This window comes from Paenibacillus sp. J2L1-98 (assembly GCF_056269405.1).
The window spans coordinates 24374-48633 of the sequence record NZ_JBWDNW010000022.1 but is presented as its reverse complement, the minus strand read 5'-3'; the positions used below and the strand labels follow the sequence as shown (position 1 = coordinate 48633).

23 protein-coding genes and 2 pseudogenes are annotated in these 24260 nt (G+C 43.6%); 14 read left to right on the top strand and 11 right to left on the bottom strand.

Annotated features, from left to right (window positions below):
• Positions 1 to 608: 608 nt before the first annotated feature.
• Both AC0YNZ_RS25785 and AC0YNZ_RS25780 read right to left on the bottom strand, forming a co-directional pair.
• On the bottom strand, positions 609 to 938 hold the full coding sequence (locus tag AC0YNZ_RS25785) for a type II toxin-antitoxin system RelE/ParE family toxin (RefSeq protein WP_475829327.1): 330 nt from the start codon (positions 936 to 938) through the stop codon (positions 609 to 611).
• Complete coding sequence (locus AC0YNZ_RS25780) at positions 922 to 1194, bottom strand: type II toxin-antitoxin system prevent-host-death family antitoxin (protein WP_475829326.1); 273 nt, start codon at positions 1192 to 1194, stop codon at positions 922 to 924. Before AC0YNZ_RS25780 ends, AC0YNZ_RS25785 begins: the two co-directional genes overlap by 17 nt.
• A gap of 677 nt (positions 1195 to 1871) precedes the next feature.
• On the opposite strand from AC0YNZ_RS25780, the gene AC0YNZ_RS25775 reads away from it, so the two are divergent.
• Positions 1872 to 3191, top strand: coding sequence for a stalk domain-containing protein (locus AC0YNZ_RS25775; RefSeq protein ID WP_475829325.1), 1320 nt, complete (start codon positions 1872 to 1874; stop codon positions 3189 to 3191).
• Between the two features lie 41 nt (positions 3192 to 3232).
• Here the strand turns inward: AC0YNZ_RS25775 and AC0YNZ_RS25770 are convergent.
• Positions 3233 to 3429: pseudogene (locus AC0YNZ_RS25770) on the bottom strand (ATP-binding protein); the annotation flags it as partial.
• A gap of 153 nt (positions 3430 to 3582) precedes the next feature.
• Positions 3583 to 5640, bottom strand: coding sequence for a fibronectin type III domain-containing protein (locus AC0YNZ_RS25765; protein WP_475829324.1), 2058 nt, complete (start codon positions 5638 to 5640; stop codon positions 3583 to 3585).
• 553 nt (positions 5641 to 6193) lie between these two features.
• Between AC0YNZ_RS25765 and AC0YNZ_RS25760 the strand changes: the two genes are divergently transcribed.
• The 8 genes from AC0YNZ_RS25760 to AC0YNZ_RS25725 all read left to right on the top strand — a co-directional run bounded on the left by AC0YNZ_RS25760 (position 6194) and on the right by AC0YNZ_RS25725 (position 14276).
• On the top strand, positions 6194 to 6412 hold the full coding sequence (locus tag AC0YNZ_RS25760; protein ID WP_475829323.1) for a transcriptional regulator: 219 nt from the start codon (positions 6194 to 6196) through the stop codon (positions 6410 to 6412).
• 665 nt (positions 6413 to 7077) lie between these two features.
• Complete coding sequence (locus AC0YNZ_RS25755) at positions 7078 to 7296, top strand: transcriptional regulator (protein WP_475829322.1); 219 nt, start codon at positions 7078 to 7080, stop codon at positions 7294 to 7296.
• A 390-nt stretch (positions 7297 to 7686) separates the two neighbouring features.
• Entirely contained in the window at positions 7687 to 7839 is a 153-nt protein-coding gene (locus tag AC0YNZ_RS25750) for a hypothetical protein (RefSeq protein WP_475829321.1), read from the top strand.
• A 3110-nt stretch (positions 7840 to 10949) separates the two neighbouring features.
• Positions 10950 to 11153, top strand: a complete 204-nt coding sequence (locus tag AC0YNZ_RS25745; RefSeq protein ID WP_475829320.1) for a hypothetical protein — start codon at positions 10950 to 10952, stop codon at positions 11151 to 11153.
• Between the two features lie 304 nt (positions 11154 to 11457).
• Positions 11458 to 11676, top strand: a complete 219-nt coding sequence (locus AC0YNZ_RS25740) for a transcriptional regulator (protein ID WP_475829319.1) — start codon at positions 11458 to 11460, stop codon at positions 11674 to 11676.
• A 1423-nt stretch (positions 11677 to 13099) separates the two neighbouring features.
• Positions 13100 to 13318: a hypothetical protein gene (locus AC0YNZ_RS25735; RefSeq protein WP_056628898.1), complete on the top strand. Its 219-nt coding sequence runs from the start codon at positions 13100 to 13102 to the stop codon at positions 13316 to 13318.
• Between the two features lie 420 nt (positions 13319 to 13738).
• Positions 13739 to 14077: a YolD-like family protein gene (locus AC0YNZ_RS25730; protein ID WP_475829318.1), complete on the top strand. Its 339-nt coding sequence runs from the start codon at positions 13739 to 13741 to the stop codon at positions 14075 to 14077.
• Positions 14067 to 14276: a hypothetical protein gene (locus AC0YNZ_RS25725; protein WP_475829317.1), complete on the top strand. Its 210-nt coding sequence runs from the start codon at positions 14067 to 14069 to the stop codon at positions 14274 to 14276. Before AC0YNZ_RS25730 ends, AC0YNZ_RS25725 begins: the two co-directional genes overlap by 11 nt.
• On the opposite strand, the gene AC0YNZ_RS25720 is transcribed toward AC0YNZ_RS25725, so the two are convergent.
• Both AC0YNZ_RS25720 and AC0YNZ_RS25715 read right to left on the bottom strand, forming a co-directional pair.
• Positions 14263 to 14460: a hypothetical protein gene (locus tag AC0YNZ_RS25720; protein WP_475829316.1), complete on the bottom strand. Its 198-nt coding sequence runs from the start codon at positions 14458 to 14460 to the stop codon at positions 14263 to 14265. The genes AC0YNZ_RS25725 and AC0YNZ_RS25720 overlap by 14 nt on opposite strands.
• A gap of 159 nt (positions 14461 to 14619) precedes the next feature.
• Positions 14620 to 14967, bottom strand: a complete 348-nt coding sequence (locus AC0YNZ_RS25715; protein WP_475829315.1) for a VOC family protein — start codon at positions 14965 to 14967, stop codon at positions 14620 to 14622.
• A gap of 1848 nt (positions 14968 to 16815) precedes the next feature.
• On the opposite strand from AC0YNZ_RS25715, the pseudogene AC0YNZ_RS25710 reads away from it, so the two are divergent.
• Positions 16816 to 17235 (top strand): annotated as a pseudogene (locus AC0YNZ_RS25710) (IS66 family transposase); the annotation flags it as partial.
• Between the two features lie 2243 nt (positions 17236 to 19478).
• On the opposite strand, the gene AC0YNZ_RS25705 reads toward AC0YNZ_RS25710, so the two are convergent.
• The 3 genes from AC0YNZ_RS25705 to AC0YNZ_RS25695 all read right to left on the bottom strand — a co-directional run bounded on the left by AC0YNZ_RS25705 (position 19479) and on the right by AC0YNZ_RS25695 (position 21354).
• Positions 19479 to 19748, bottom strand: coding sequence for a hypothetical protein (locus AC0YNZ_RS25705; RefSeq protein ID WP_475829314.1), 270 nt, complete (start codon positions 19746 to 19748; stop codon positions 19479 to 19481).
• Positions 19735 to 20502 carry a ParA family protein gene (locus AC0YNZ_RS25700; RefSeq protein WP_475829313.1) on the bottom strand — a complete coding sequence of 256 codons (768 nt, stop codon included), beginning with the start codon at positions 20500 to 20502 and terminating at the stop codon, positions 19735 to 19737. Before AC0YNZ_RS25700 ends, AC0YNZ_RS25705 begins: the two co-directional genes overlap by 14 nt.
• Before the next feature lie 633 nt (positions 20503 to 21135).
• Positions 21136 to 21354, bottom strand: coding sequence for a transcriptional regulator (locus AC0YNZ_RS25695; RefSeq protein ID WP_475829312.1), 219 nt, complete (start codon positions 21352 to 21354; stop codon positions 21136 to 21138).
• 214 nt (positions 21355 to 21568) lie between these two features.
• On the opposite strand from AC0YNZ_RS25695, the gene AC0YNZ_RS25690 reads away from it, so the two are divergent.
• The 4 genes from AC0YNZ_RS25690 (at position 21569) to AC0YNZ_RS25675 (ending at position 23266) form a co-directional block, all read left to right on the top strand.
• The gene (locus AC0YNZ_RS25690) at positions 21569 to 22357 is read left to right on the top strand and encodes a ParM/StbA family protein (RefSeq protein WP_475829311.1); all 789 of its coding nucleotides are present in this window, start codon (positions 21569 to 21571) and stop codon (positions 22355 to 22357) included.
• Positions 22354 to 22593 carry a hypothetical protein gene (locus AC0YNZ_RS25685; protein WP_475829310.1) on the top strand — a complete coding sequence of 80 codons (240 nt, stop codon included), beginning with the start codon at positions 22354 to 22356 and terminating at the stop codon, positions 22591 to 22593. The genes AC0YNZ_RS25690 and AC0YNZ_RS25685 overlap by 4 nt, the downstream gene beginning before the upstream one ends.
• 117 nt (positions 22594 to 22710) lie before the next feature.
• Positions 22711 to 22971, top strand: a complete 261-nt coding sequence (locus AC0YNZ_RS25680) for a hypothetical protein (RefSeq protein WP_475829309.1) — start codon at positions 22711 to 22713, stop codon at positions 22969 to 22971.
• 1 nt (position 22972) lies between these two features.
• Positions 22973 to 23266: a hypothetical protein gene (locus AC0YNZ_RS25675; protein WP_475829308.1), complete on the top strand. Its 294-nt coding sequence runs from the start codon at positions 22973 to 22975 to the stop codon at positions 23264 to 23266.
• A 104-nt stretch (positions 23267 to 23370) separates the two neighbouring features.
• Here AC0YNZ_RS25675 and AC0YNZ_RS25670 read toward each other — a convergent pair whose 3' ends face one another.
• A complete protein-coding gene (locus tag AC0YNZ_RS25670) occupies positions 23371 to 23892 on the bottom strand; it encodes an N-acetyltransferase (protein WP_475829307.1) in 522 nt (173 codons plus the stop codon).
• Positions 23893 to 23903: 11 nt separating this feature from the next.
• Positions 23904 to 24113 (bottom strand): hypothetical protein, encoded by a 210-nt coding sequence (locus AC0YNZ_RS25665; protein WP_475829306.1) that lies wholly within the window; start codon positions 24111 to 24113, stop codon positions 23904 to 23906.
• Positions 24114 to 24260 lie beyond the last annotated feature (147 nt).

Below are 24260 nucleotides of genomic sequence, written 5' to 3'. Positions count from 1 at the left end.
TTTGATTCCGGACTAGCTAAGATCGAGACGGTTCCGCAGTATCTTTGTCCGTTCACTGGTAGGCGTTACAACCACGTCAATAAACTGGTCCAGAACGCAATTTCGCATCTTATCCAATCGACCATAAATTCAGACAAGCAGCGGCAGGAGCTGGCTCGTATTCGTGAACGTGAAGGAATTCCGCGCTATCTTGATCAAATATGATTTAAGTTACTTTTTTCTATTACAAAACAAAAAAGCCGCCCGGCGTTGGACGACTCTAGCGACCAGCTTTAACGAACTACAAATGCCCTACCGTCCTTATTCATCCAAATTCGGTTCTCATCACGAATTAATAGCCTTGTTCCGCACCCCTCTGTCTTACAGCAGTACATAGTCACATCGTCCGGATCTTCCAATACAATTTCCATAGATGGTTCCTTGCAACTCTCACATTTTATCACTTCGTACTCCCCCTAATTAAAATCAAAAAGCACTAAATAGTCCTCAAGCTCGGGATTAGCTCCTATTTGAAACAAATTATTGCGTATTCCCCCAAACTTGGATATAGCGAATATGTGCCCGCTAATGCTTAGCGTATAGAACCGTCAAATGGTTGGCGCTACCCTTTATTCCAGTGAGCCAAACAACTCACGAAGATAATCCCGACGTCCATGCAAAATACGGTGAATGATTACCGTTTTATTATCCATTATCCTGTAAAAAACCAGATATGGATGCACAATAATAAATCGATATGCACGCTGTATAAGCGTATATTCCTCATCTGACAATACCGAGCCCTTATTTGGAAAATCAGCTAGCCCTGCGATTTGATTATCTAACTTTACCAACATGTTCTCCGCACTTAGAACATTATCCTCCGATATAAATGAGAAAATCTCATCCATATCATCAACTGCTGCAGGAGAATATTTGATCCTATTCTTTTGCGGCATTGATCTTCCTCCGCATACGCGCTATGACTTGATCATGTTCTATTAATTCCGCGCCTTCGGCAACTTGCTTTTCTGCAATCAGCAACTTGGATTGTAATTTGATACGGGCTTCCATACGTCGAAATGCTTCATGACTCATGACAACCAGATCGGCTTCCCCATTACGTGTAATCACAACCGGTTCGTCAAGCTCATGGCAGTATTTTGAAAACCCATTATAATCCTGTCGAATTGTAGTAGACGGCTTTATATTCATTATTCGTATCTCCTTTTACATGACATTATTCTGACTATATTATATCATCAAGTGAACAGTTGTTGCCACTCTCCGCTTTACCGCTAATTATAATACGGTTCAGCGTATCGCTATTCAACAAAACTCCCGTTAGCATAGAAGACTGCTGCTTTTATCAACACACTAATGAGTCACATAATTGGGGTCAAGGTTACAAGAAACATTGTCTTTTACATGACGCAAGACTGATCGTCAAACCAGCAAACTAACACTTATAAAAGAAAGTAATAACTGAATTTTGGGCTATGGTTCCAATTTAACAGTTCGGTCATTTTGTTTATTTCATTCTTCACTCGGTATTTTCGATCTGCAAAAGCTGTCTGGGGCTCCTTCTGAACACAAAAAAAAGTCCCGAGGATGTCCCTTAGCGTACGAACGCGGAAAATATACGCAAAGCCTTCGGATGTGACCTGCTTAGCTTTTTTTCTTACTTTAAGCCCAATAGTCCGGATTGTATGGAGGAACCTTACTATGTTTCAATCATTCTAAACGCAACCTTTTCACCCACCCTTTCGTCTTTATTTATGTAAATCATCCAATATTTTCTATTCGAGGTGAATACATTGCGGAAAACGATCTCTCTTATCGCCCTCTTTGTATCGATAACATCTCTGGCCTTAATCCCCTTGGGAGGATCGGTGGTTTCAGCCGGAGCTAAGACGACCATTGTCACTGCCTTATCTCTCACCGGGATCATCGATATCTATGACCGAAGCCATTCCGATAACTTCTACGCTCTTCACAGCGACGGTACCATTTGGATTGGGAATGGCAGCAAACCAGCGATAAGAGGTCCCCAAGTGGCCGGCGCCATCACAATCTCCGGCAACCTTGTGCTCACCTCCACAGGCGAGGTATGGACATGGGACAACGCAGGCGATACGCCTATGCGAATCATCGAATTGTCAGGCATTCAACGCATAAGCTCCAGTGGCGCTATTAATTTGGCAATGGACGACAAAGGAGAGGTGTACGCGTGGGGCGATACTTGCTTAACTTCTCTCATAAGACCCGACTTCCAAGGAAGTGGAGGACTATGTCAATCCGCCTTCCATAACAGTCCGACGCCGGCAGATGATGAACAGGCAAGCATGCCTAAGCTAGCCCTTGAAGGAGCGAAAGATATTAGAACATCCCTACAATATATATTGATTCTAATGGCTGATGGCAAAACGATTAAAGCATACGGAAACACCTCGAGTATGAATTACGGCATGTTTGAACATGTTTTCGACGAACCGATCATTGATTTCGCAGGTTACGATAAAGATTACACGGGCTACTCGACCTATTTCACTTCGATTGTAGATGAAAACAAGATTCGGCCGAGCCCGTATATTCAAGTGAGCCAAGGCTTTGGGGGGAGCTACAAGTTGCTCTTGCATAAAGACGGTTCGGTATGGGGAAACACGATTTGGCAAGACGATCCTATACGACGCATTACCCCGCTCAAAGATATCGTCGAAGTCATAGCAGTGGCATTGAATAGCGGTACGGCCTTAGATAAATACGGCAAAGTATGGACGTGGGGCGACCGGAGTAACATTCCGTATCAAGAAACGACGGAGAAGGTGCTGGCCAAAATAAATGTGAAGCCAGTGCAGAAGCAAATCTCCCTCCGGATTAACGGAAAATTCATCGCATCCGTCCCCGCATCGATTCAAATGAACGGAACTACCTTCGTGCCTGTACGCTCTTTATTCGAATCCATCGGAGCGAAGATCGGCTACAACAATGATTATGTTACCGTCGCTTACGGCAAGCAACTGCTCGCCTTTAAGGTTTACAACACGAATGTGACGCTTGATGGCAAGACCATTCAAATGCCGGCCACGCCACTCTCTTACCAAGGCAGGACGTATGTGCCCCTCCGCTTCCTGGCGCAAGCGTTCGGTGCGAAGGTAGCCTGGGACAATGCAATTGACGGTGTCACTGTCCAATTCCCGGCAGCGAACTAGCATATAAACAAAGGCGCGGCTGCTCAGCCGCGCCTTATTCGTTATGGCTCCACCTTCAGGGCGACGATAACCTTGAACAAATCCCCATCCGTCTCGATAGACATGCGACCGTCATGTAGATCCACAATATCGATTTCGCGATGGCGAGACCAAGGCCGGAGCCCTCCGTATGCCTTGACGTATTGCCGCGCTTGAACCGTTCAAGCAGCTCCTCACCATTCTCGCTATATTCGTATTTCTATATGTTCGACAAGCAGAAGCACCGAAAGATCGTTGTCTGAGACCCCTTACGGGAAAAGTCCGGTCCTATCACCAAATCGCGGGTGCAAAGAAGGCCGCGGGGAGACCCCGCGGCCGATCATTAAGTTTTCGTAAACATAGCAATATATCTTCAGTGATTGTCATATTTGATGCTCACATAGACGTAAACCTTTTTATCCGGACTATAATCATTGCTCGTATGTCCCTTAACCCTCCACTCTGCTCTGTAACCTCCGGGCACCTCGGCAGTACTGTACTCGGTACCACCTGTAAGTAACGTCGTATCTTCCGGCAATCGGTTACCCTCGCCCACGGTCTCCAGACTAAGGTCATAATCTTCTCCTTCCGGGGAAATCATGGAGACCTTAACGACTCCATGGAAACCTTCAGGGGGGCTCCAAGATCCACTCAATACTTGGCCTGGAGACGAAATGTACCCGTAATATAACGAAAACCTATAATTGTACCAGCCGTCTGAATAAGTTTTGGAATCGGAAAGCTGAAAAGGGCCGGGAGCCGTATATGCTGCAGTAGTGACCGTCACGTTCACGTTTCTATTCCAGCTCCGGTTGCCAGCGGCATCGATGGCGACCAGCGAATAGTTGTAGGTCGATTTCGGACTCAGTCCCTTCACTTCGTAGCTGTTCACGTCCCCGTTCAGTGTATCTATCAGTCTATCGCCTCGGTACACCCAGTATTTGTCTACGCCCGTATCATCCGTAGCCGGCTGCCAATTAAGCTTTGCGCTGTTATAGGTCACATCGGTAACCGTCAGTACGTCGCCGCCAGGCCACTCTGGCGCTTTGGTATCAAATGGCCCTTCTTTCACTGCAAAGATCGAGTCACCCAATAGATACTGGAGCTGTCCATCAATCCATTTCACAACGCCTGCTTTACCGCCGATCAGTGACGGTTCGTCCATCCCTTGACGGTACTGGTACAACCTCTCAAACCCGAGAATCAAGGTGCCAGATCCATCCAAAGAATGAATCGGCGCATTAAAGGAAGCTGCACGCGTCACCGTACCTGTAGGGGATTGCATGTAGAGTTCTCCTGTATTATTCGTGTTCCGCTTTTGGTAGGCTAACCAGCCATCATTTACTTCATAGTCGACATGCGGCACCAGACGTTGCGCACCCGTCGTTCCTTGAACCACTTCGCTCACCTTTCCATCCAGGTACTTCATCAGACGGCCGTCATTCAAGGTGAACAGAATCGCCTGACCGTCGGTCACCGGACCGCGAGGTGCCCCAGCATATTCAAATGCGGTTACCGTGCTACCTGTTACCGGATCATAGCGGAGAATGCGGTCGCTCTGCGCGTCATCTGGTTCCAGCAGCAGGCTGCCGTTTGGTTCCAGTTCAAAATTGCGCTCCTGTGGTGCGTAAGGAATGATGCGCGTTGCCCCGGTTACCGTATCAATCCAGTGAAGATTCTCGCCATCCGAAAATACGATATAGTTCCCCCGCACCTGCCAAGAAGCGAGCGATACATTCGGCATGCCACCGCCGTTCTCACCGTTCCAATAAGAAAGTTCGGTCTCATAATAACTATAGCCGTAGACTTGCGTGTTGAGGAGGGATACGACCCCAGCCGGCGTAAGCTTATACTGATTAAAAAAGCGACCTGAGAAATCAATTTTTGCTAACTCAGTCTCGGATCCGTCACTTCGATTCTTCAAGATCAAAGCATCCCCCCGTGTGAGTAGCAATCGAGACTCGTCCGCATCCACGATCTGCACGCCAGGTTCACGCTGTGTCTCCACCAGCGCAGGGCTGGACTCGACATGAACCGTACGGTATCTATACACCCGGTTTTTGGCGTCCGAGATGGTATAACGTATTACCCGTGTTTTACCGTTATACTGTTCGACATCGTATATACGGTCGAACCGGCCTTCACCCTGGTCACTATCGAAGGTATCCGGATATCGCATACTTGAATCGGAGTCCATTTCTACAAAAAATTCCGGCTGCGTGAGATCGTCTTCGGCCTCAGCGATGATGTGCAGGCTGCTATTACGGATCACAGAGTGATCCTCGGCAGGTTCAATTCGCGTCACGACGGGAGGCATATCAGCCGTCCCCGTACTATTGATGCCTTCCTGCGCATGTGCATAAGCTGGTAGAAACAGTACCAATAATGAACTGAACAGCAGACCCATCCACCATGATTTGCGTCTTTGCATTGTCTCTCATCCACCCATCTTTGAATGATAATGCAGCTGCCCTCTCTGTCAATACTATCAAATCTACCGCATTTCATCTGTTATTTCGGTGTCTCTTGTCATATTTCCTTCTGAATTAGAAAAAAATTCCACAACCACGCGACATTTTTTGCAAATGAATATATAAAGCTATTCTGTTTTCATGAAGAAATTTGAGAGTAATGGTATGTGGGAAAGCAACCGTATGATGTTTCTAGAGCATATTAACGTTTAGGCCAACCTTATGCAGCTCTTCAAGAGCCATTCAGTCTTGATTTGAGAGTGAATGGAACGGAGTTACTCTAAAAACGAAATAGACTCCGGATTCCAAATCTCCAGAGCCCATCGAGCTGGCTAAGGTTCAGGTGGCGTAGATATAGAACATTACCTGTATGCCTGTACATATGTACAGGTGTCTTTCCGCACTTGTGTTGAAATCTTTTTGAATCCATGGCAAAAGAGACGTTTATAGTTTCGAAGTCTTGTCTATACTTAGGCTATACAGTGATTCGTGATTCGCGGAAGGATGAGAACAATGTTTGGAAAGGAACGCAGTCGATTTGGTGAATTCATAGACCGGCATGGGATAAAACAAGAGAAAATACGGGAAATATCAAAAGTTAGCCGGGAGACCGTTTCGAGGGTTTGCAAAAATAGAGATTATATTCCTGCCGGTAAAACGATGAAGGCATTAGTGACTGCGGTACGTATGCTTACCGGAAAACAGGTCAAATCAGATGACTTTTGGATGTAGATCGTCCTATATGTAAGATTTGTGAGTGTAACCGAGAAACGTCGGCGAATCGCTGTACGCTACCGGGGTCCCTTCACCGGCAGCGAGCGTAGGGTTAAATCTGAACTAAGACCTGTACATACAGCTGTACATATGTACAGCTGTATGTACAGCTGTATGTACAGGTCTTTCAACTGACTTCTCCCCTATCGTTACTTCCTTAAAGATTTTGATGCCCTGCATCTCCCTGAGTCTTAGAGGTGGTAATCCCATGAAAGAGTTACTAATCTTACTCACTGCATCAGATGTATACACAGCTGTCAGGGCTCAACGGCTTACGAAATCATCAAGGAGTCGCAAGACTGGTATGGAGGACGAATGCAAAATCAGAACCGGGTCTATCCTTCGAGCTGCTGGCAGTCTTGCTTTGAGAGTGAATGGAACGGAGTTACTCTAAAAACGAAATAGACTCCTTATTTCAAATCTCCTGAGCCCATCGAGCTGGCTAAGGTTCAGGTAGCGTAGATACAGAACTACACCTGTATACCTGTACATATGTACAGGTAGCTTTCCGCACTTGTGTTGAAATCTTTTTGAATCCATGACAAAAGAGACGTTTATAGTTTCGAAGTCTTGTCTATACTGGGTCTATACAGTGATTCGTGATTCGTGGAAGGATGAGAACAATGTTTGGAAAGGAACGCAGTCGATTTGGTGAATTCATAGACCGGTATGGGATAAAACAAGAGAAAATACGGGAAATATCAAAAGTTAGCCGGGAGACCGTTTCGAGAGTTTGTAAAAATAGAGATTATATTCCTGCCGGTAAAACGATGAAGGCATTAGTTGCTGCGGTACGTATGCTTACCGGAAAACAGGTCAAATCAGATGACTTTTGGATGTAGATCATCCTATATTTCAGGTGTAAGGTTTGGTGTTACCGAGCAATGTCGCAGACGCGCCGTCAGCAGCAGGATAAGCGGTTCCAACTGCGGCCGAAGGGTTAAACCGAACTATGACCTGTACATACAGCTGTACATATGTACAGGTATTCTACTCGCCTTCTCCCCTACCGTTACTTCCTTGTAGACTTTGCTGCCCTGCATCACTCAGGGTCTTGGAGGTAGAAATCTCATGAAAGAAAACTTATCTTACTTTCTGCATTAGACGTATCCCAGATACGCAACTGGCAGAAGAATCACTCCCGCAAAAATGGAGTAATGAATTAAAATTAACCTAAACAATAACTAATGTTCGCAAATAATGGAGTCACTAAAGAGATAGGTGGTGCTTACATGACGATCAAACAACCTAAGAAACTTGAGGGTAATGGCATATGGGAAAGCAGCCGGATGATGCTTCCAGCGCATGCCAACGTTCAACCTTATGCCCCTCTTCAAGAGCCATTCAGTCATGCTCTGATAATGAATGAAACGGAGTTACCCTAGCAACGAAAAAGACTCCGGATTCCAAATCACCAGAGCCCATCGAGCTGACAGTTGCGAAAATATAAAACTTCAACTGTATACCTGTACATATGTACATACATATGTACAGGTATCTTTCCACACTTATGATGAAATATTTTTGAATAGATGACAAAAGAGACGTTTATCGTTTCGTAGGCTTGGCCATACTAAGACTATACAGTGATTCGTGATTCGCGGAAGAATGAGTAAAATGTTTGGAAATGAACATTGACCGGCATGAGATAAAACAAGAGAAAATACGGGAATTATCCAAAGTTAGTCGAGAGACCCTTTCAAAGGTTTGCAAATATAGAGATTATACTTCTGCCGGTAAGACGATGAAGGCATTAGTGGCTGCGGTTCGTAAGCTTACCGGAAATCAGGTCAAATCAGATGACTTTTGGATGTAGAACAACCTATATGTAAGATTTGTGGGTATAACCGAGAAACGTCGGCGAATCGCTGTACGCTACCGGGGTCCCTTCACCGGCAGCGAGTGTAGGGTTAAATCTGACCTGTACATATGTACAGCTGTATGTACAGGTATTTCAACCGACTTCTCCCCCTACCGTTACTTTCTTAAAGATTTTGATGCCCTGCATCTCCCTGAGTCTTAGAGGTGGTAATTCCATGATAGAGTATCTAATTAATCTTACTAACTGCATCAGATCTATACGCAGTCGCCAGGGCTCAACGGCTTATAAAATCATGAAGGAGTCGCAAGACCGGTATTGGAGGAGCGAATGCAAAATCAGAACCGGGTCTGTTCTTCGAGCTGTTGGCAGTCTTGCTCTGATAATTAATGGAACGAAGTTACCCTAAAAACGAAAAAGACTCCTGATTTCAAATCTCCTGACCCCACCGACCTGGCTATGGCTCAGGTTAAGTAGATACAGTTCTTCACCTGTATACCTGTACATTTGTACATATGTACAGGTATCTTTCCGCACTTGTGTTGAAATATTTTTGAATCCATGACAAAAGATACGTTTATTGTTTCGTTGGCTTGTCCATAATGAAATTATACAGTGATCCGTGATTCGCGGAAGGAAAAAAAATTATGGGGAACCGGGAGATCGTTTCGAGTGTTTGAGATTATATTCCTGCCGGTAAGACGATGAAGGCATTAGTGGGTTCGGTACGTAAGCTTACTGGAGATCAGGTTAAATCAGATGACTTTTGGATGTAGAACATCCTATTTGTGTAAGGTTTGTTTTCACCAAGTAACATCAGCTTAACACGGCCCGTAGCCGGGAAAGCAGCCCGAACTGCGGACGTAGGACTAAATCCGACTCAACCTGTACATATGTACAGCTGTATGTACAGGTATCTTAATATCAGCTTCTCCCCTACCGTTACTTCTTTAAAGATTTTGGCCTAGCATCTCCCTGAGTCTTAGAGGTGGTAATTCCATGATAGAGTATCTAATTAATCTTACTAACTGCATCAGATCTATACGCAGTCGCCAGGGCTCAACGGCTTATAAAATCATGAAGGAGTCGCAAGACCGGTATTGGAGGAGCGAATGCAAAATCAGAACCGGGTCTGTTCTTCGAGCTGCTGGCAGTCTTGCTCTGATAATTAATGGAACGAAGTTACCCTAAAAACGAAAAATTCTCCTGATTTCAAATCTCCTGACCCCACCGACCTGGCTATGGCTCAGGTTAAGTAGATACAGTTCTTCACCTGTATACCTGTACATTTGTACATATGTACAGGTATCTTTCCGCACTTGTGTTGAAATATTTTTGAATCCATGACAAAAGATACGTTTATTGTTTCGTTGGCTTGTCCATAATGAAATTATACAGTGATCCGTGATTCGCGGAAGGAAAAAAAATTATGGGGAACCGGGAGATCGTTTCGAGTGTTTGAGATTATATTCCTGCCGGTAAGACGATGAAGGCATTAGTGGGTTCGGTACGTAAGCTTACTGGAGATCAGGTTAAATCAGATGACTTTTGGATGTAGAACATCCTATTTGTGTAAGGTTTGTTTTCACCAAGTAACATCAGCTTAGCACGGCCCGTAGCCGGGAAAGCAGCCCGAACTGCGGACGTAGGACTAAATCTGACTCAACCTGTACATATGTACAGCTGTATGTACAGGTATTTCAACCGACTTCTCCCCCTACCGTTACTTCTTTAAAGATTTTGGCCTAGCATCTCCCTGAGTCTTAGAGGTGGTAATTCCATGATAGAGTATCTAATTAATCTTACTAACTGCATCAGATCTATACGCAGTCGCCAGGGCTCAACGGCTTATAAAATCATGAAGGAGTCGCAAGACCGGTATTGGAGGAGCGAATGCAAAATCAGAACCGGGTCTGTTCTTCGAGCTGCTGGCAGTCTTGCTCTGATAATTAATGGAACGAAGTTACCCTAAAAACGAAAAAGACTCCTGATTTCAAATCTCCTGACCCCACCGACCTGGCTATGGCTCAGGTTAAGTAGATACAGTTCTTCACCTGTATACCTGTACATTTGCACATATGTACAGGTATCTTTCCGCACTTGTGTTGAAATATTTTTGAATCCATGACAAAAGATACGTTTATTGTTTCGTTGGCTTGTCCATAATGAAATTATACAGTGATCCGTGATTCACGGAAGGAAAAAAAATTATGGGGAACCGGGAGACCGTTTCGAGTGTTTGAGATTATATTCCTGCCGGTAAGACGATGAAGGCATTAGTGGGTTCGGTACGTAAGCTTACTGGAGAGCAGGTTAAATCAGATGACTTTTGGATGTAGAACATCCTATATGTGTAAGGTTTGGTTTCACCAAGTAACATCAGCTTAGCACGGCCCGTAGCCGGGAAAGCAGCCCGAACTGCTGACGTAGGACTAAATCTGACTCAACCTGTACATATGTACAGCTGTATGTACAGGTATTTCAACCGACTTCTCCCCCTACCGTTACTTTCTTAAAGATTTTGATGCCCTGCATCTCCCTGAGTCTTAGAGGTGGTAATTCCATGATAGAGTAACTAATTAATCTTACTAACTGCATCAGATCTATACGCAGTCGCCAGGGCTCAACGGCTTATAAAATCATGAAGGAGTCGCAAGACCGGTATTGGAGGAGCGGATGCAAAATCAGAACCGGGATCTGTTCTTCGAGCTGCTGGCAATAGAAAGTAATGGCTTAAAATTCATGATCGAAACAAAAACTAATATTGCATATAATGGAGGCGACGGTGCTTACATGATAATCAAACAACGTAAGAAATTTGAGAGTAATGGTATGTGGGGAAGCAACCGTATGATGTTTCTAAAGCATATTAACGTTTAGGCCAACCTCATGCACCTCTTCAAGAGCGATTCAGTCTTGCTTTGAGAGTGAATGGTACGGAGTTACTCTAAAAACGAAATAGACTCCGGATTTTAAATCTCCTGAGCCCATCGAGCTGGCTAAGGTTCAGGTGACGCAGATATAGAACATCACCTGTACATATGTACATACATTTGTACAGGTGTATTTCCGCACTTGTGTTGAAATTTTTTTGAATCCATGACAAAAGAGTCGTTTATTGTTTCGAAGTCTTGTCTATACTGAGGCTATACAGTGATTCGTGATTCGCGGAAGGATGAGGACAATGTTTGGAAAGGAACGCAGTCGATTTGGTGAATTCATAGACCGGCATGGGATAAAACAAGAGAAAATACGGGAAATATCAAAAGTTAGCCGGGAGACCGTTTCGAGGGTTTGCAAAAATAGAGATTATATTCCTGCCGGTAAAACGATGAAGGCATTAGTGGCTGCGGTACGTATGCTTACCGGAAAACATGTCAAATCAGAAGACTTTTGGATGTAGAACATCCTATATTTCGGTGTAAGGTTTGGTGTTACCGAGCAATGTCGCAGAAGCGCCGTCAGCAGCAGGATAAGCCGTTCCAACTGCGGACGAAGGGTCAAACTGAACTATGACCTGTTCCTCGAGCAGCTGGCAGAAGAATCACTCCCGCAAAAATGGAGTAATGAATTAAAATTAACCTAAACAATAACTAATGTTCGCAAATAATACTAAAGAGATAGGTGGTGATTACATGACGATCAAACAACCTAAGAAACTTGAGGGTAATGACATGTGGGAAAGCAGCCGGATGATGCTTCTAGCGCATGCCAACGTTTAGGCCAACCTTATGCCCCTCTTCAATAGCCATTCAGTCATGCTCTGATAATGAATGGAACGGAGTTACCCTAACAACGAAAAAGACTCCGGATTCCAAATCTCCTGATCCCACCGAGCTGGCTAAGACTCAGGTGCCGCAGATATAGAAATAAACCTGTACACCTGTACATATGTACATACATATGTACAGGTTATCATTCCACACTTGTGATGAAATATTTTTAAATAGATGACAAAAGAGACGTTTATCGTTTCATAGTCTTGTCTATACTGCGCTATATAGTGAGTTCGTGATTCGCGGAAGGATGAGAAAAATGTTTGGAAAGGAACGTAGTCGATTTGATGAATTCATTGACCAGCATGGGATAAAACTACGGGAGACCATTTCGAGGGTCTACAAAATAGAGATTATATGCCTGCCGGTAAGACAATGAAATCATTAGTGATTGCGGCACGCTAGCTTACCGGATAAAAGTCAACTCAGATGACTTTTGGATGTAGAACAACCTATATTTTAGGAGTAAGATTTGTGGGTTCTACCGACGGCGAAGTACTACCGCAACCGGGGCCCCTTCGCCGGCTGTAAGCGTAGGGATAAATCTAAACTATCACCTGTACATATGTACAGCTGTATGTACAGGTGTATTCAACCGGCATCCCCTTACCGTTACATCCTTAAAGATTTTGGCCCAGCATCTCCAGAGTCTTGGAGTAGAAATCTCATGAAAGAGTACTAATCTTACTCTCTGCATCAGACGTATCCCAGGAAAAGCAGCGATGCTTCTAGAGCGCCAACGTATAGGTTAACCTTATGCCTCTCTTCAAGAGCAATTCAGTCTTTCTCTGATAATGAATGGAACGGAGTTCCCCTATCAACGAAAAAGACTCCGGATTCCAAATCTTCTGATCCCACAGAGCTGGCTAAGGTTCAGGTTCCGCAGAAATAGAAGTTCACCTGTGTAACTGTACATATGTACAGGGCATCTATATCCACACTTGTGATGAAATATATTCGAATAGATGACAAAAGAGACGTTTATCGTTTCATAATCTTGACCATACTGAGACTATACAGTGATTCATGATTCACGGAAGGATGAGAAAGATGTTTGGAAAGGAACGCAGTCGATTTGGTGAATTCATTGATTGGCATGGGATCAAACAAGAGAAAATAAGAGAAATATCGAAAGTTAGCCGGGAGACCATTTCGAGGGTCTGCAAAAATAGAGATTATATGCCTGCCGGTAAGACGATGAAGGCGTTAGTTGATGCGGTACGTAAGCTTACCGGAAAACAAGTCAAATCGGATGATTTTTGGATGTAGAGCATCCAATATTTTAGGTGTAATGTTGGGTGTTACCGAGTAATGTTGGCGAAGCGCGGACGCAACCGTGTAAGCGGCCGAACTGAGGGATTCGAACTGTACCTGTACATACAGCTGTACATATGTACAGCTGTATGTACAGGTATTTCAACCGACTTCTTCCCTACCGTTAATTCCTTGAAGATTTTGACCCTACACCACCCAGAATCTTCGAGGTAGAATAACCTCATGAGAGTACGCACTTGTTCTCTCTGCATCAGACGTAGCCGAGATACGCAGCTGCCATCGCGCAATGATGGCATAGGAAATTATGAAGTAGCAACATCAACCGTTAGAAGCAAATGTCACTTCTTAACTCTTGAATATAGAACAATTGTTCGCATATAATAAGAACATCAAATTTATGAGGACGGTGTTCTAATGGCGACAAAACCACGCAAGAAACTCGAAGGCAACGGAATGTGGGAAAGCAGCCGAATGATGCTGCCTGAGCATAAAGTGGCTTTGAATGAGTGGGATCGTGAAAGACAAAAGCGGCAGAGGATCGAGCTCGATGAGCAAGAATGGGAAGACGTTTCACGTGCCGTGGGGCATTCACTGCAGCAGCGGCAGCAGATTAAGCTACGAATGTTTCATGAATTCGAGGATCTGGAGATCGTTGGCATCATCGAACGGGTCGATCAACATAGCGGCCGTTTTATGGTAGATGGCGAATGGTTTGCTATCCGGGATATAGAGGGTGCCCAGCTTGAGCATTGATCGTCAGAAATTAATCCAGCATCTTGAAGAGACTGCCGAGCAGCTGCGCTTGAAAATTGAAGGTTATGACGAAACCAAGGGCATTGATAGCGGAATGATTTTGATGTGGGTTGCAAAGAAGATCATGCTCACTCATCTGTTGGATGATTTGTATCAAGGGAAGTTTGATGAAATAAAAAAGCCGCTTAGCGAACCTTGAATTCGCAAGCGGACTTCATGTAATGCATGTTGTTTATAGACACGGTATGCTCATCTTGCTTTTCAATCACACCACCATTGTCGATCATCTCACCGTCTTGCCATGCCCTAACCGGTGTTTTGTTAAACATAGCAGCTGATAAATGCGCATCGGTAGCTAAGATAAATCCGGATTTAAACATCATGATTCCCCCTTTTTCTGTCAATTTCGACAACGAGTGAGAAATTTCCTGCTTATATCAAAGTATATTTTTGTAAATAAAGAGTAACCTATCTGAAAACAAAGGATGGGACCATGGCGCCGATCACCTCTCCAGATAATCCTTCAGGGAAGGCTCTGCCATTTAATCTTTTAATTCAATTCTATTTCCTTCGGGATCAATAACTACTCCTATCGTTCCCCATTCAAAGCTCTTCACTTCAACATTTACTCCACGTGCTGCAATCTCCGATACAGCTGAATCAAAATTATTAACGTTGAGTCGAATCACCGTTGGATTTTGCGATCTTGTTTTTTCTTTATCTGAAGCTACACCATTTTCCTCAAGCATGAGGTAACTGCCGCCGAAATCCAAAATTGATAAGTCCTTACCACGTTGACGGATTTTCATGCCAAGTTGTTCGGAATAAAACTTTAATACTAATTCGTAATCCTCGCAGAAAAGAATAATGCCTGTTTCTCTAATATCCATTCGTTATCACCTCAAATCGTTTATTTGTTTATCATAAAGGATTCTCTTCAAAAGATCATCAGTAAAAGGCAGTAGTCAACTTTTACATCATTAGTCTCAAGATCACATGGATTCAGTTAGGTTTACTCAATTAATTGCCTGTTTGTGTAATGACGCATCGTCAGTCTATAACTTTATTTCTTACTCCAATGAAGGAGAATACCGGAGAATGCCCCTGAATCACTCCTTCTGCACCTGGTGGGAGAAACATGCCGTTTTGTTGTAGGAGAAGATGTAAGACAATGCAAATTATTTCAAGTAGGGCTCGCATTTCTTAAAGATGCGGCTATCGTGGAAATTTAACTCTCTCCTGATTTGCCAATTCGCGATTGGAACCCCGCAGGCGGAGACCCTCCCCCGAATTCGAATTAGATATCTAAAATCGGAAACAAAGCCTGTACATACAGCTGTACATATGTACAGCTGTATGTACAATCGAAGTGTGTGAAGGATATATCTCAGTGTGTTTGAAAATCGATGATCATAATCTTTAAATAAAAGAGAAAAAAATATGGATATTGCCTTCGTTAATATATCTAACAGAAAGACAAAGCTATTACGACTCTGATTGAATATCACCAGGAAGGCCAAATATTTGCTTTTATTTTTCGATAAGGTGAAAGATACATCTTCTTGAATCTGGCTACGCACAACCGGGAAAGGGGGGGGGGGGGAGCATAACTGCTATTTATCTTACGCATCAGCATACAGCTGTATGTACAGTTCTGTAAAAGTTTTTGTTGCTGTTCAGATTTCTTCTCGTATGATAGCTCTAGCATGTGCCGATACCGGGATGCTTAACCGTTCTAAATGAATTGGATATGTAGTTGGATAATGATGTGCGCAGCAATGAGATACTCGTTTCAAGCCCAAACTGTCGAGCACTTGAGCAAATCAATATCGAGAATGTATTAAATCAACACGCCATGAAATGCGACAAGGCTGATTTAAAGATCAAGCTGACTGAAGGCGAAACATTGGTCAGCGAAATTGATACAGCTTCTGATCGGTTGTGTTATAGGTAGGTTTATGTATGGCAACATGGATCCGGAAGAAGCATCGAATGGCTCGAGCATGAGGCTGGTGAAATTGTAATTACGTTAAATAAAGTCCGGGAATATATCGAAGGAAGACGCGAAGGACTGATAGGGATTCTTCCCTTATGAATGTGGTCACATCCCGTTTTATTGAAGACGAACAAGCTAACACAAATCATTTTAGGAACGCTCAAGGAATTGAGGATTCGTAAAGCACGACTGCCGCGGAAAAATCATTTTGTTGCTTTTTTCCAGTTCCCGGAAAGATGCTGTATCCCGGGCTCTACCCTGGATACGAGCATCATATCTCAAGTCGAATACACAACCTGTACATACAGCTGTACATATGTACAGGTGACAAGGTATAAACGGTGTGTTTGAAAATCGAGGATCCTGTAAATCCAAACTAAAGAGAAAAAAATATAGATTTTTCCTCTTAGAATTAAACCACTATGGAAACGAAGGCTTTACCACTCTAATTGAAGATCGTTAAGAAGGACAATTATAGAAACTCAACTGAAAGGAACGCTTTGCGTGTTTTTACGGCAAGGGGGGATGATTCAACTTTTTCGAATCTTGTTAACCACAACCGGAAAGGGTATTCGGCCTTGGGGTTGATTTAGTGCTTGCTCTTCACATGAATAGTCGCCAAGTATACTACTAAGCTCCATTATATAGGAACCTCAGATGCCGAACATTCTGCCGTCAGGAAGTCGTAGTTTAGCTTCGTACGTTTCAATTGTATAGGGTTCAAATACATCCGAGTCGTATAATGTGGCTGTACCGGACAGACCGCATTGGTGCGCCGATCGTGCTGTACGATTACCGTCCGACACGAGGGGCCGAGAACCCGCGTAATTTCTTGACGGGCTTCAGCGGCTATCTGCATGTAGATGGATACAACGGCTAACATAAGGTGAAGTGTGTCACACTTGTGGTCTGCTGGGTATTTTCACGCCGGAAGTTCGATGAGGCATTAAAAGTGCTGCCTGCATCAGAGAGCTCAAGCGAAACGGCCGCTCATCAAGGACTCGCGTTTTGTAACCAGCTATTTGCCATTGAGCGTGATCTGAGAGAGCCAGAAGAAGGCCATACCACAAGCCAGGTGCGAAGTCGCGCTGTATTGGAGGCTTTTTCAGTATGGCTGCGTCAGCAGCGAGGTCGTGTGTTACCCAACGGCATTTGCTCGGAGTTCGAAGGGACCTTCAGGAGGAGGAGGAGCGACAGAATATAGATATAGCGGAGAATATGTTAAGTATCAACAATAACATACAATGTGTTGTATTAAAGAGTATATTGTGATTGTATTTTTTATTTACAGTAAGTTTAGTCTAAAAAAAAATCCGTAAGCGTCAACGAGCCACCACCATGCTTTCATAATTAGGACAGTTTGACGCATACCAATGTGCAATTAAACATATCCCCTTTATAAAGCTTAAGCATTTTTTTCTGGTGGACCATCAAACATTTCTTCTGGAAATTATATCCCAGTGGTGTTAAAGATGATTTTTGTTCATTAAATAACTTTCCTTACGGTTCCGCGCAGCTCGCCTCGGAGTGGGGACAACAAAGAACACGTTGCCCCCAAACCTCGACTCACTTCACGGCTATACTCACCACCGATTAAATCATCTTTATAATCCTCTCATAAAGATACTAAGGTTACGATCCTTTCTCCAATCTTGACCATCTGTCCATTTCCTTGCAGATTTAATAAAAAGAATTTTCAATTCAAAAGGTAACAAGCATTCGCTTGTACTTGATTAAATCAGCCTCCCCACGCCCGCCCCTGCATTATCGGTGAACTGTTTACATTTAATGATTTTTAGCTTCATAATGCTTGACGCATGGCGAAGCCGAAATCAGAATGGATCGTGCGGGGTGGACACAGTTCACCTTATCCCGATAGGCTGAATAAAAAAAATAAAACAGCCTAAATGGGATAAGATGTACAGAATGGCTCGGCCGTCACGCATTGGGGAACGGCTCCCAGGAGTTGTTTCTGCCACGCCGTATTTCTACGGCCCGCTTACTTATGGGTACTTGCCCCGGATTGGTTACGGTTCCTATTGACCAATCTGCCACCACAGCTTTTTCAGCGACTTCTCAAACCGTGGTCTACTCTCCCTTGAACAGTTTCCAGCAAGGTTCATTCGAGTCTGTACCACGTACTTTTCGGAACGGTCGCAGCCCACGATAGAGTCATATCGCATACGGGCTGCACTTCGTTTTTTGCCGGATTGTCTGCCCCCGGTTAGGTAGGCAGACTACGAGAGTAAAGCTTCACTGCACGCCCGGTTTTCCGGCGCAAGTGGTCACGGCCAATACGTGACAACCCCCGACAATCACCAATCCACTAGCCTCCGGCTCGCCACATAAATTGGGCAGGTCTTTTACCGTGGTCTCCTGATCCCACCGAGCTGGCGAAGGCTCATCCAGGCTCAGAATCCTAAAAAAGACAATAGGAAACTAAGCCTTCGAAGTCCAATTTTTAAAAATTGGAAACGAACGCCGGTTATTTAGTTTTTTCATCGCTTTTTATGTAACAATCTCTCTAGTTAGTTGATATTTAACCGAACGAAGATACCCTAACAACGAAAAAGACTCCCGATTCCAATAGGGAATCAGGAGCCTTCGACATGTCTATAGAAACCTATACTAAGCCCTTGATTTTTTAGAAATAATCAGGGTATAATAAGGTATCAAAAGTCATTGTGATGCGCCTGTTTCACCGATCTCGTAATCGGATGAAGCAGCTTCGGTGTTTCCAGCACCGAGCCGCCGAAACAATGGCTTATTTTGTTGTATTTTGGTTGTGCCCTCATTCTATCATACCAATTAATAGAATGGAATGGCATTTGAAAACTGTATAGCTGTACTCACATACACATGTACACATGTACATATGGCTGTACATACACATGTACATGTGTATGTACTCCTGTACAGCTGTACATATGTACAGTGGACTGTATTGACTTTTTAGTTCTGCTTCTGAGCAAGTCCCGTTAAGAATGCCAATGGAACCCGGATGATTTTTCCGGTGTCGCTTGGCATTTAGGGACGATACGCTGGGGGAATAGACCAATTCTTGTTGGTGGTCTTGAGACAACTTCATCAAGTAACTAAAGCTCAAGCATCGATCTTCTTCCGAAAGCTTTTCATGCTCATTGCATAAAGCAAAGAAGAGATATTTTTGATGACATGACAAGCTCATCACAGATTCAGAAAATTCGATATGAAATAACAAGCGGTAGGATTATCATACAGGGGGCAGGCCTATGAGGGGAGGGTTAAAAATTTAACCCTTCACAATCAAAGATAAACAAGATAAAATAATCGATTAGTCTAATCTAGTCGTATGATCGATATGATGCTTTATCCTGCATATACCTGTACATATGTACAGGTATACAGGTGAAACAAAGAGGGCTATTACCTCTCTGTTTCAGAACGATACTTTCGTAATACCTCTTCTAGAACCTGGACCATGTCTTTATTGATCGTAAGTGCGTGAACCTTAAGCCATCTATGCAATTCAGCATCAAGTTCAAAGGTAGCTTTCTTTTTCCCGCTGATTTGCACCAATTCATGAGCAGGACTTTTCGTAATTTCACTCGGGAAAATAATTTCTTCTTTAGTCTCTTGGTTCCCAGAAGGGGAACGCATAAGTGATTTAAATTTATCAGCCTTATTGGTTGACACGCTGCTTCAACTCCTCAACAAACCCTATATATGACTCCAATACGTTTTGATCAAACTTTGTACTATCCTGAATGCCTTCCAGAACATACTCTTTAATACGGCTGCGCCGTTTGATTATACTGTTAAACACCATCGGACCATATTCATCTTTTGCCTTTTCAACAATGGAATTGTCTATACCGGCTCGTCCATCACTCATAGCAATTAGTATACCAGCCAAAGCAAGTCGTTCATTCGTTCGTTGCTGTACGACAGTAAGGGTTTCAAGATAACGTTCTAGAGCTGAATAGCAAAATGGCTCAGACTGTAAGATCACGACTGCAAAATCACTCGCAGTCAAACCATTAATCGTCTGATCCCCAAGGTTTGGCGGTAAATCAATCAGTATGTAATCATACCGGTCTTTGACCATATCGATGGTTTTTCTCAGCGCCTGAGTAGCATCACCTTTGTAGTCTCGATATAACCACCGGCTGAACGTCGATAGAATATCTTCTGCAGGTATTAAATCAAGATTATCTGTGATACGTACAATATATGGCGTTGGATTCTTCTCCTGAATCGCTTCAAGAATCGTTTGTTTGGTAAAGTCGTAAATATCCCTTCGTGTGAGAAACTCAGTTAAGTTACCTTGGCTATCAAAGTCAATGGCTAGCACGCGAGCTTCTTTAGACAAAAGATGCGCAGAAATCGCACAAGCCGTCGTTTTACCGACTCCACCTTTTTGAATACCAAAACTAATAACAATCCCCATTGTTACCTCCTTAAAACTGTATACCTGTATTCACAACATAAACTGTATAACTGTATTCTACCACAATGAATACGAACAGCAACTACTTTTTTTCAGACCTGTATATACAGCTGTGCATATGAACAGCTGTATGGTAAAGTTTAGGCTGCTAGATTAGATAAAAAGCATCTAAAGGGGCGATTGTTTGATCGTCATGTAAGCACCGCCGCCTCCATTAGTATGCAATATTAGTTCTTGTTTCGATCATGAATTTTAAGCCATTACTTTCTTTTGCCAGCAGCTCGAAACAGATCCCGGTTCTGATTTTGCATTCGTTCCTCCATACCGGTTTGGCGACTCCTTCATGATTTCGTAAGCCAATTAGCCCTGGTAGCTACGTATACATCTGATGCAGTTAGAAAAATTAGTTACTCTTTCATGGGATTACCACCTATATGATTCAGGGAGATGCAAGGCATCAAGATCTTTAAGGAAATAACGATAGGGGAGTTAATACCTGTACAGCTGTATGTACAGGTCATGGTTCAAGTTTAATCTCTACGCTCGCAGCCGGCGAAGGGGTCAGGGATAGGGGACGCGCTTTACCGACATTACTCGGTAACGCCTAGTATTACACCTAAAATTTAGAATGCTCTACATCCAAAAATCATCCGATTTGACTTGTTTACCGGTAAGCTTACGTACCGCGTCCACTAATGCTTTCATCGTCTTACCGGCAGGCATATCATCTCTATTTTTGCAGACCCTCGAAACGGTCTCTCGACTAACTTTTGATATTTCTCTTATTTTCTCTTGTTTTATCCCATGGCGATCAATGAATATACCAAATCGATTGCGTTCCTTTCCAAGCATTTTACTCATCCTTCCGCGAATCACGAACTCACTGTATAGCATCAGTTTAGACAAGATTCTGAAACGATAAACGTCTCTTTTGTCATGTAATCAAAAATATTTCATCACAAGTGTGGAAAGATGGACAAGCGGTGCTGCATAACATCAAACATACGTAAAACGTAAGGGGCACTGAGGTCATCTACGTTTTACCTACGTTTGAAGGAGGGTTTATATGGAACACCATTACATTGGACTTGATATCGGAAGAAATGGGGTTAAGGCGTACACAGGAGGGAATACCTTGTATATTCCGTCAATCGTGGGGGAGTGGCGAGAACGCAGGCTTCTCTCCCGGCGTGATGACGACATAGAAGCGGTATTTCAGGGCGAGCGCTATTTTATCGGAAACTTGGCAGCTAATGAATCCGAATTTGGACGTTACATGATGACCGATGATAAAACTCATAACGATACATTGCTTCTTGCCTTGGTATCGATCCACCTTGCCGGTTGTTCAAATGTATCCATCATAACAGGTTTACCTGTAGAACATCATCGTCCAGACTCGAAAGAGGCTATGCGTAATCTTTTGAAGGGACAATGGGATATCGAAGTAAATGGTAATCGTCGTATGATCCGGGTTACTGACGTTAAAGTGGCAGTGGAAGGAGGAGGAGCGTTCTGGTCGGATCCTCAAGATGGCCTAGTACGTGTCATTGATGCGGGAAGTAAGACCGTTAATTACGTGACCATGCGGGATAAGCGATACGTAGACCGGGATTCTGGCACATTGCCTTTTGGGTTTAATACGAATAAGACCGATAATCCCAGGCAAATGGCGGCTCGAATCGCGGGTGAACTCGGTAAGAAATGGTCTTCCACTGATCACGTTTTGATAAGCGGGGGCCGCGCAGAAGAGCTCGCAGAACTGCTTAGGCCATATTTTTCGAAAGCGCAGCCTTTGCCAAATCCTTTGTTTGCGAACGCCATCGGTTTCTATCGTGCAGGAGGTGGTGTATGAGCTTCGCACGAAAAGCCATCAGCTTCAACATTGAAAATAATCACCAACGGGATCTGTTTGAGTGGGTTATTGCACAAAGCGGCAAAAACTTTAGCGGTTTTGTAAAGTCCGTACTATACGCTCATATGGTGGCTGGAAAAGGCGGAGTAAGCACTACATACAGTCAGGAGGTTTCCGATTTCAGGGCTTCTGAGAAAGAAGAAAACGATGCAGAGGTAATGAATGATATTTTCTAGGCCAGAGAAGGAAGGAGGCTGGGATATTTCCTCAATCAGCCTCCCTCCAACCTATAAATCCGCTGTCATGACGTCATGACAGCGAAGATAATCAACTTAAGTGGAGGATGATCGGCAATGGAGAAGAGGGCAGATCGGATTGATAAAAAGCACCGGGTGACACTCAGGATAGATGAAGTGACCCATAGTGAAATCGATGCGCTTAGTTTCCGTCATAACATCTCGTTGAATTTATTTTATACCGAAGCCATTGAGTATGCCCTGGACAGCGAAGAATTCATGAAACGGATAAACAATAAATACAAACGAGATATGCGCCGGGGGCACTTTACGTACCAACAGGATATGCATACCTTAAGACGCGGGAGGTTGGTTTAGTATGTCATGGCTTGGGGATGCCTTATTTGGTAAACGTGAAAAGCAGCCAATACTTGTCCATCTCTCACCGAAAGTGGTCGCCGGCATGGAAACGCTGGTGTACCTTCATAACGCTCGGACAGCTGAGATCGATCACATCACCCTCGACGATGTAATGGAATACGCAGCCGGGGCCGTGGTAAGAAAAACGCTAAAGATTGCCCACCGCGAAGAGACAAAAAAGCCTGCCGATCCACCAGATGTCGTAGACTACGTAACGCATCGGATCGGCAGTGGAAGAAGACAGGTAAAATAGCAGATAAGCCCCTAGGCTAGTCAGTCAGTCTAGGGGCTTATCCTTCTATACGGAATAATATTGGAAAGAACCAAATAAAAAAAGCTCCAAAAGGAGCCTTATCATTACTCATCTAGTTCACCAAGTTTTAATACCATGTTATAAAGATCGCCATTTCCTCGTTGCCTCGAACTAACTTTAAAGCCATATTTCTCATAAAATGAAAGAGCGCTTGGCAATGCTTCGATCGTGATGAAGTTACATCCGCTATTTTTTGCTATATCCTCTACAAGATCCACAACTTCACCAAGTAAATACTCTCCATACCGATGAAGTTCACGATCCCGATGACGGATGTCGACGCCAATATAGTGCAATTTCACAGCTGGGAACATGTCTAGCTCAGGAAGTTTCCATCCGTGTCTTGCCTTTTGACTAGGAAATAGATGAACATGATCGTTATACAAAGTAAAAAACCCGACTAGGTTTTGACTTTCATCAAAATACAGACGGGTAACCGCTGATCGAAGTAAATGTAATTTTAAAGCTTGTTCTTTTAAAAAGAGTTCAACACTGATTTCATCAGAACAATTAAATCCGTCAATAGCCTCTTTGTGTTCGAATGATATATGTTTGTACGTTAGCATTGTTCCAGAAGTTATTTCCTTTCCGGTGCACGTTTATGAGTTTTCTTCAATTGACGCAAGCGATCTAAACCAGGATCAGATGTCTTTTTCGTACTGGTCGCATAATTGATGAACTTATTCATTTCTTCTTCCGATTCGAACTCCAAGTGTGTTGGACGAATAGGTTTTATTTCAGTCTTCATTTTATGCCGACCTCCTTCCGAGTTACCCTGCTTTGGCATACACACTCCTCCTGGTACAAGCTTGTCCGTTAAAGGATACAGCTAAACCAAAAAAGTATGTCTCCTTAGCTAAGGTTACAGCATCGGTTAAAAATCAGAATACTGTATATATAGCATAACATCAATGACTAGGACTGTAAACGATTG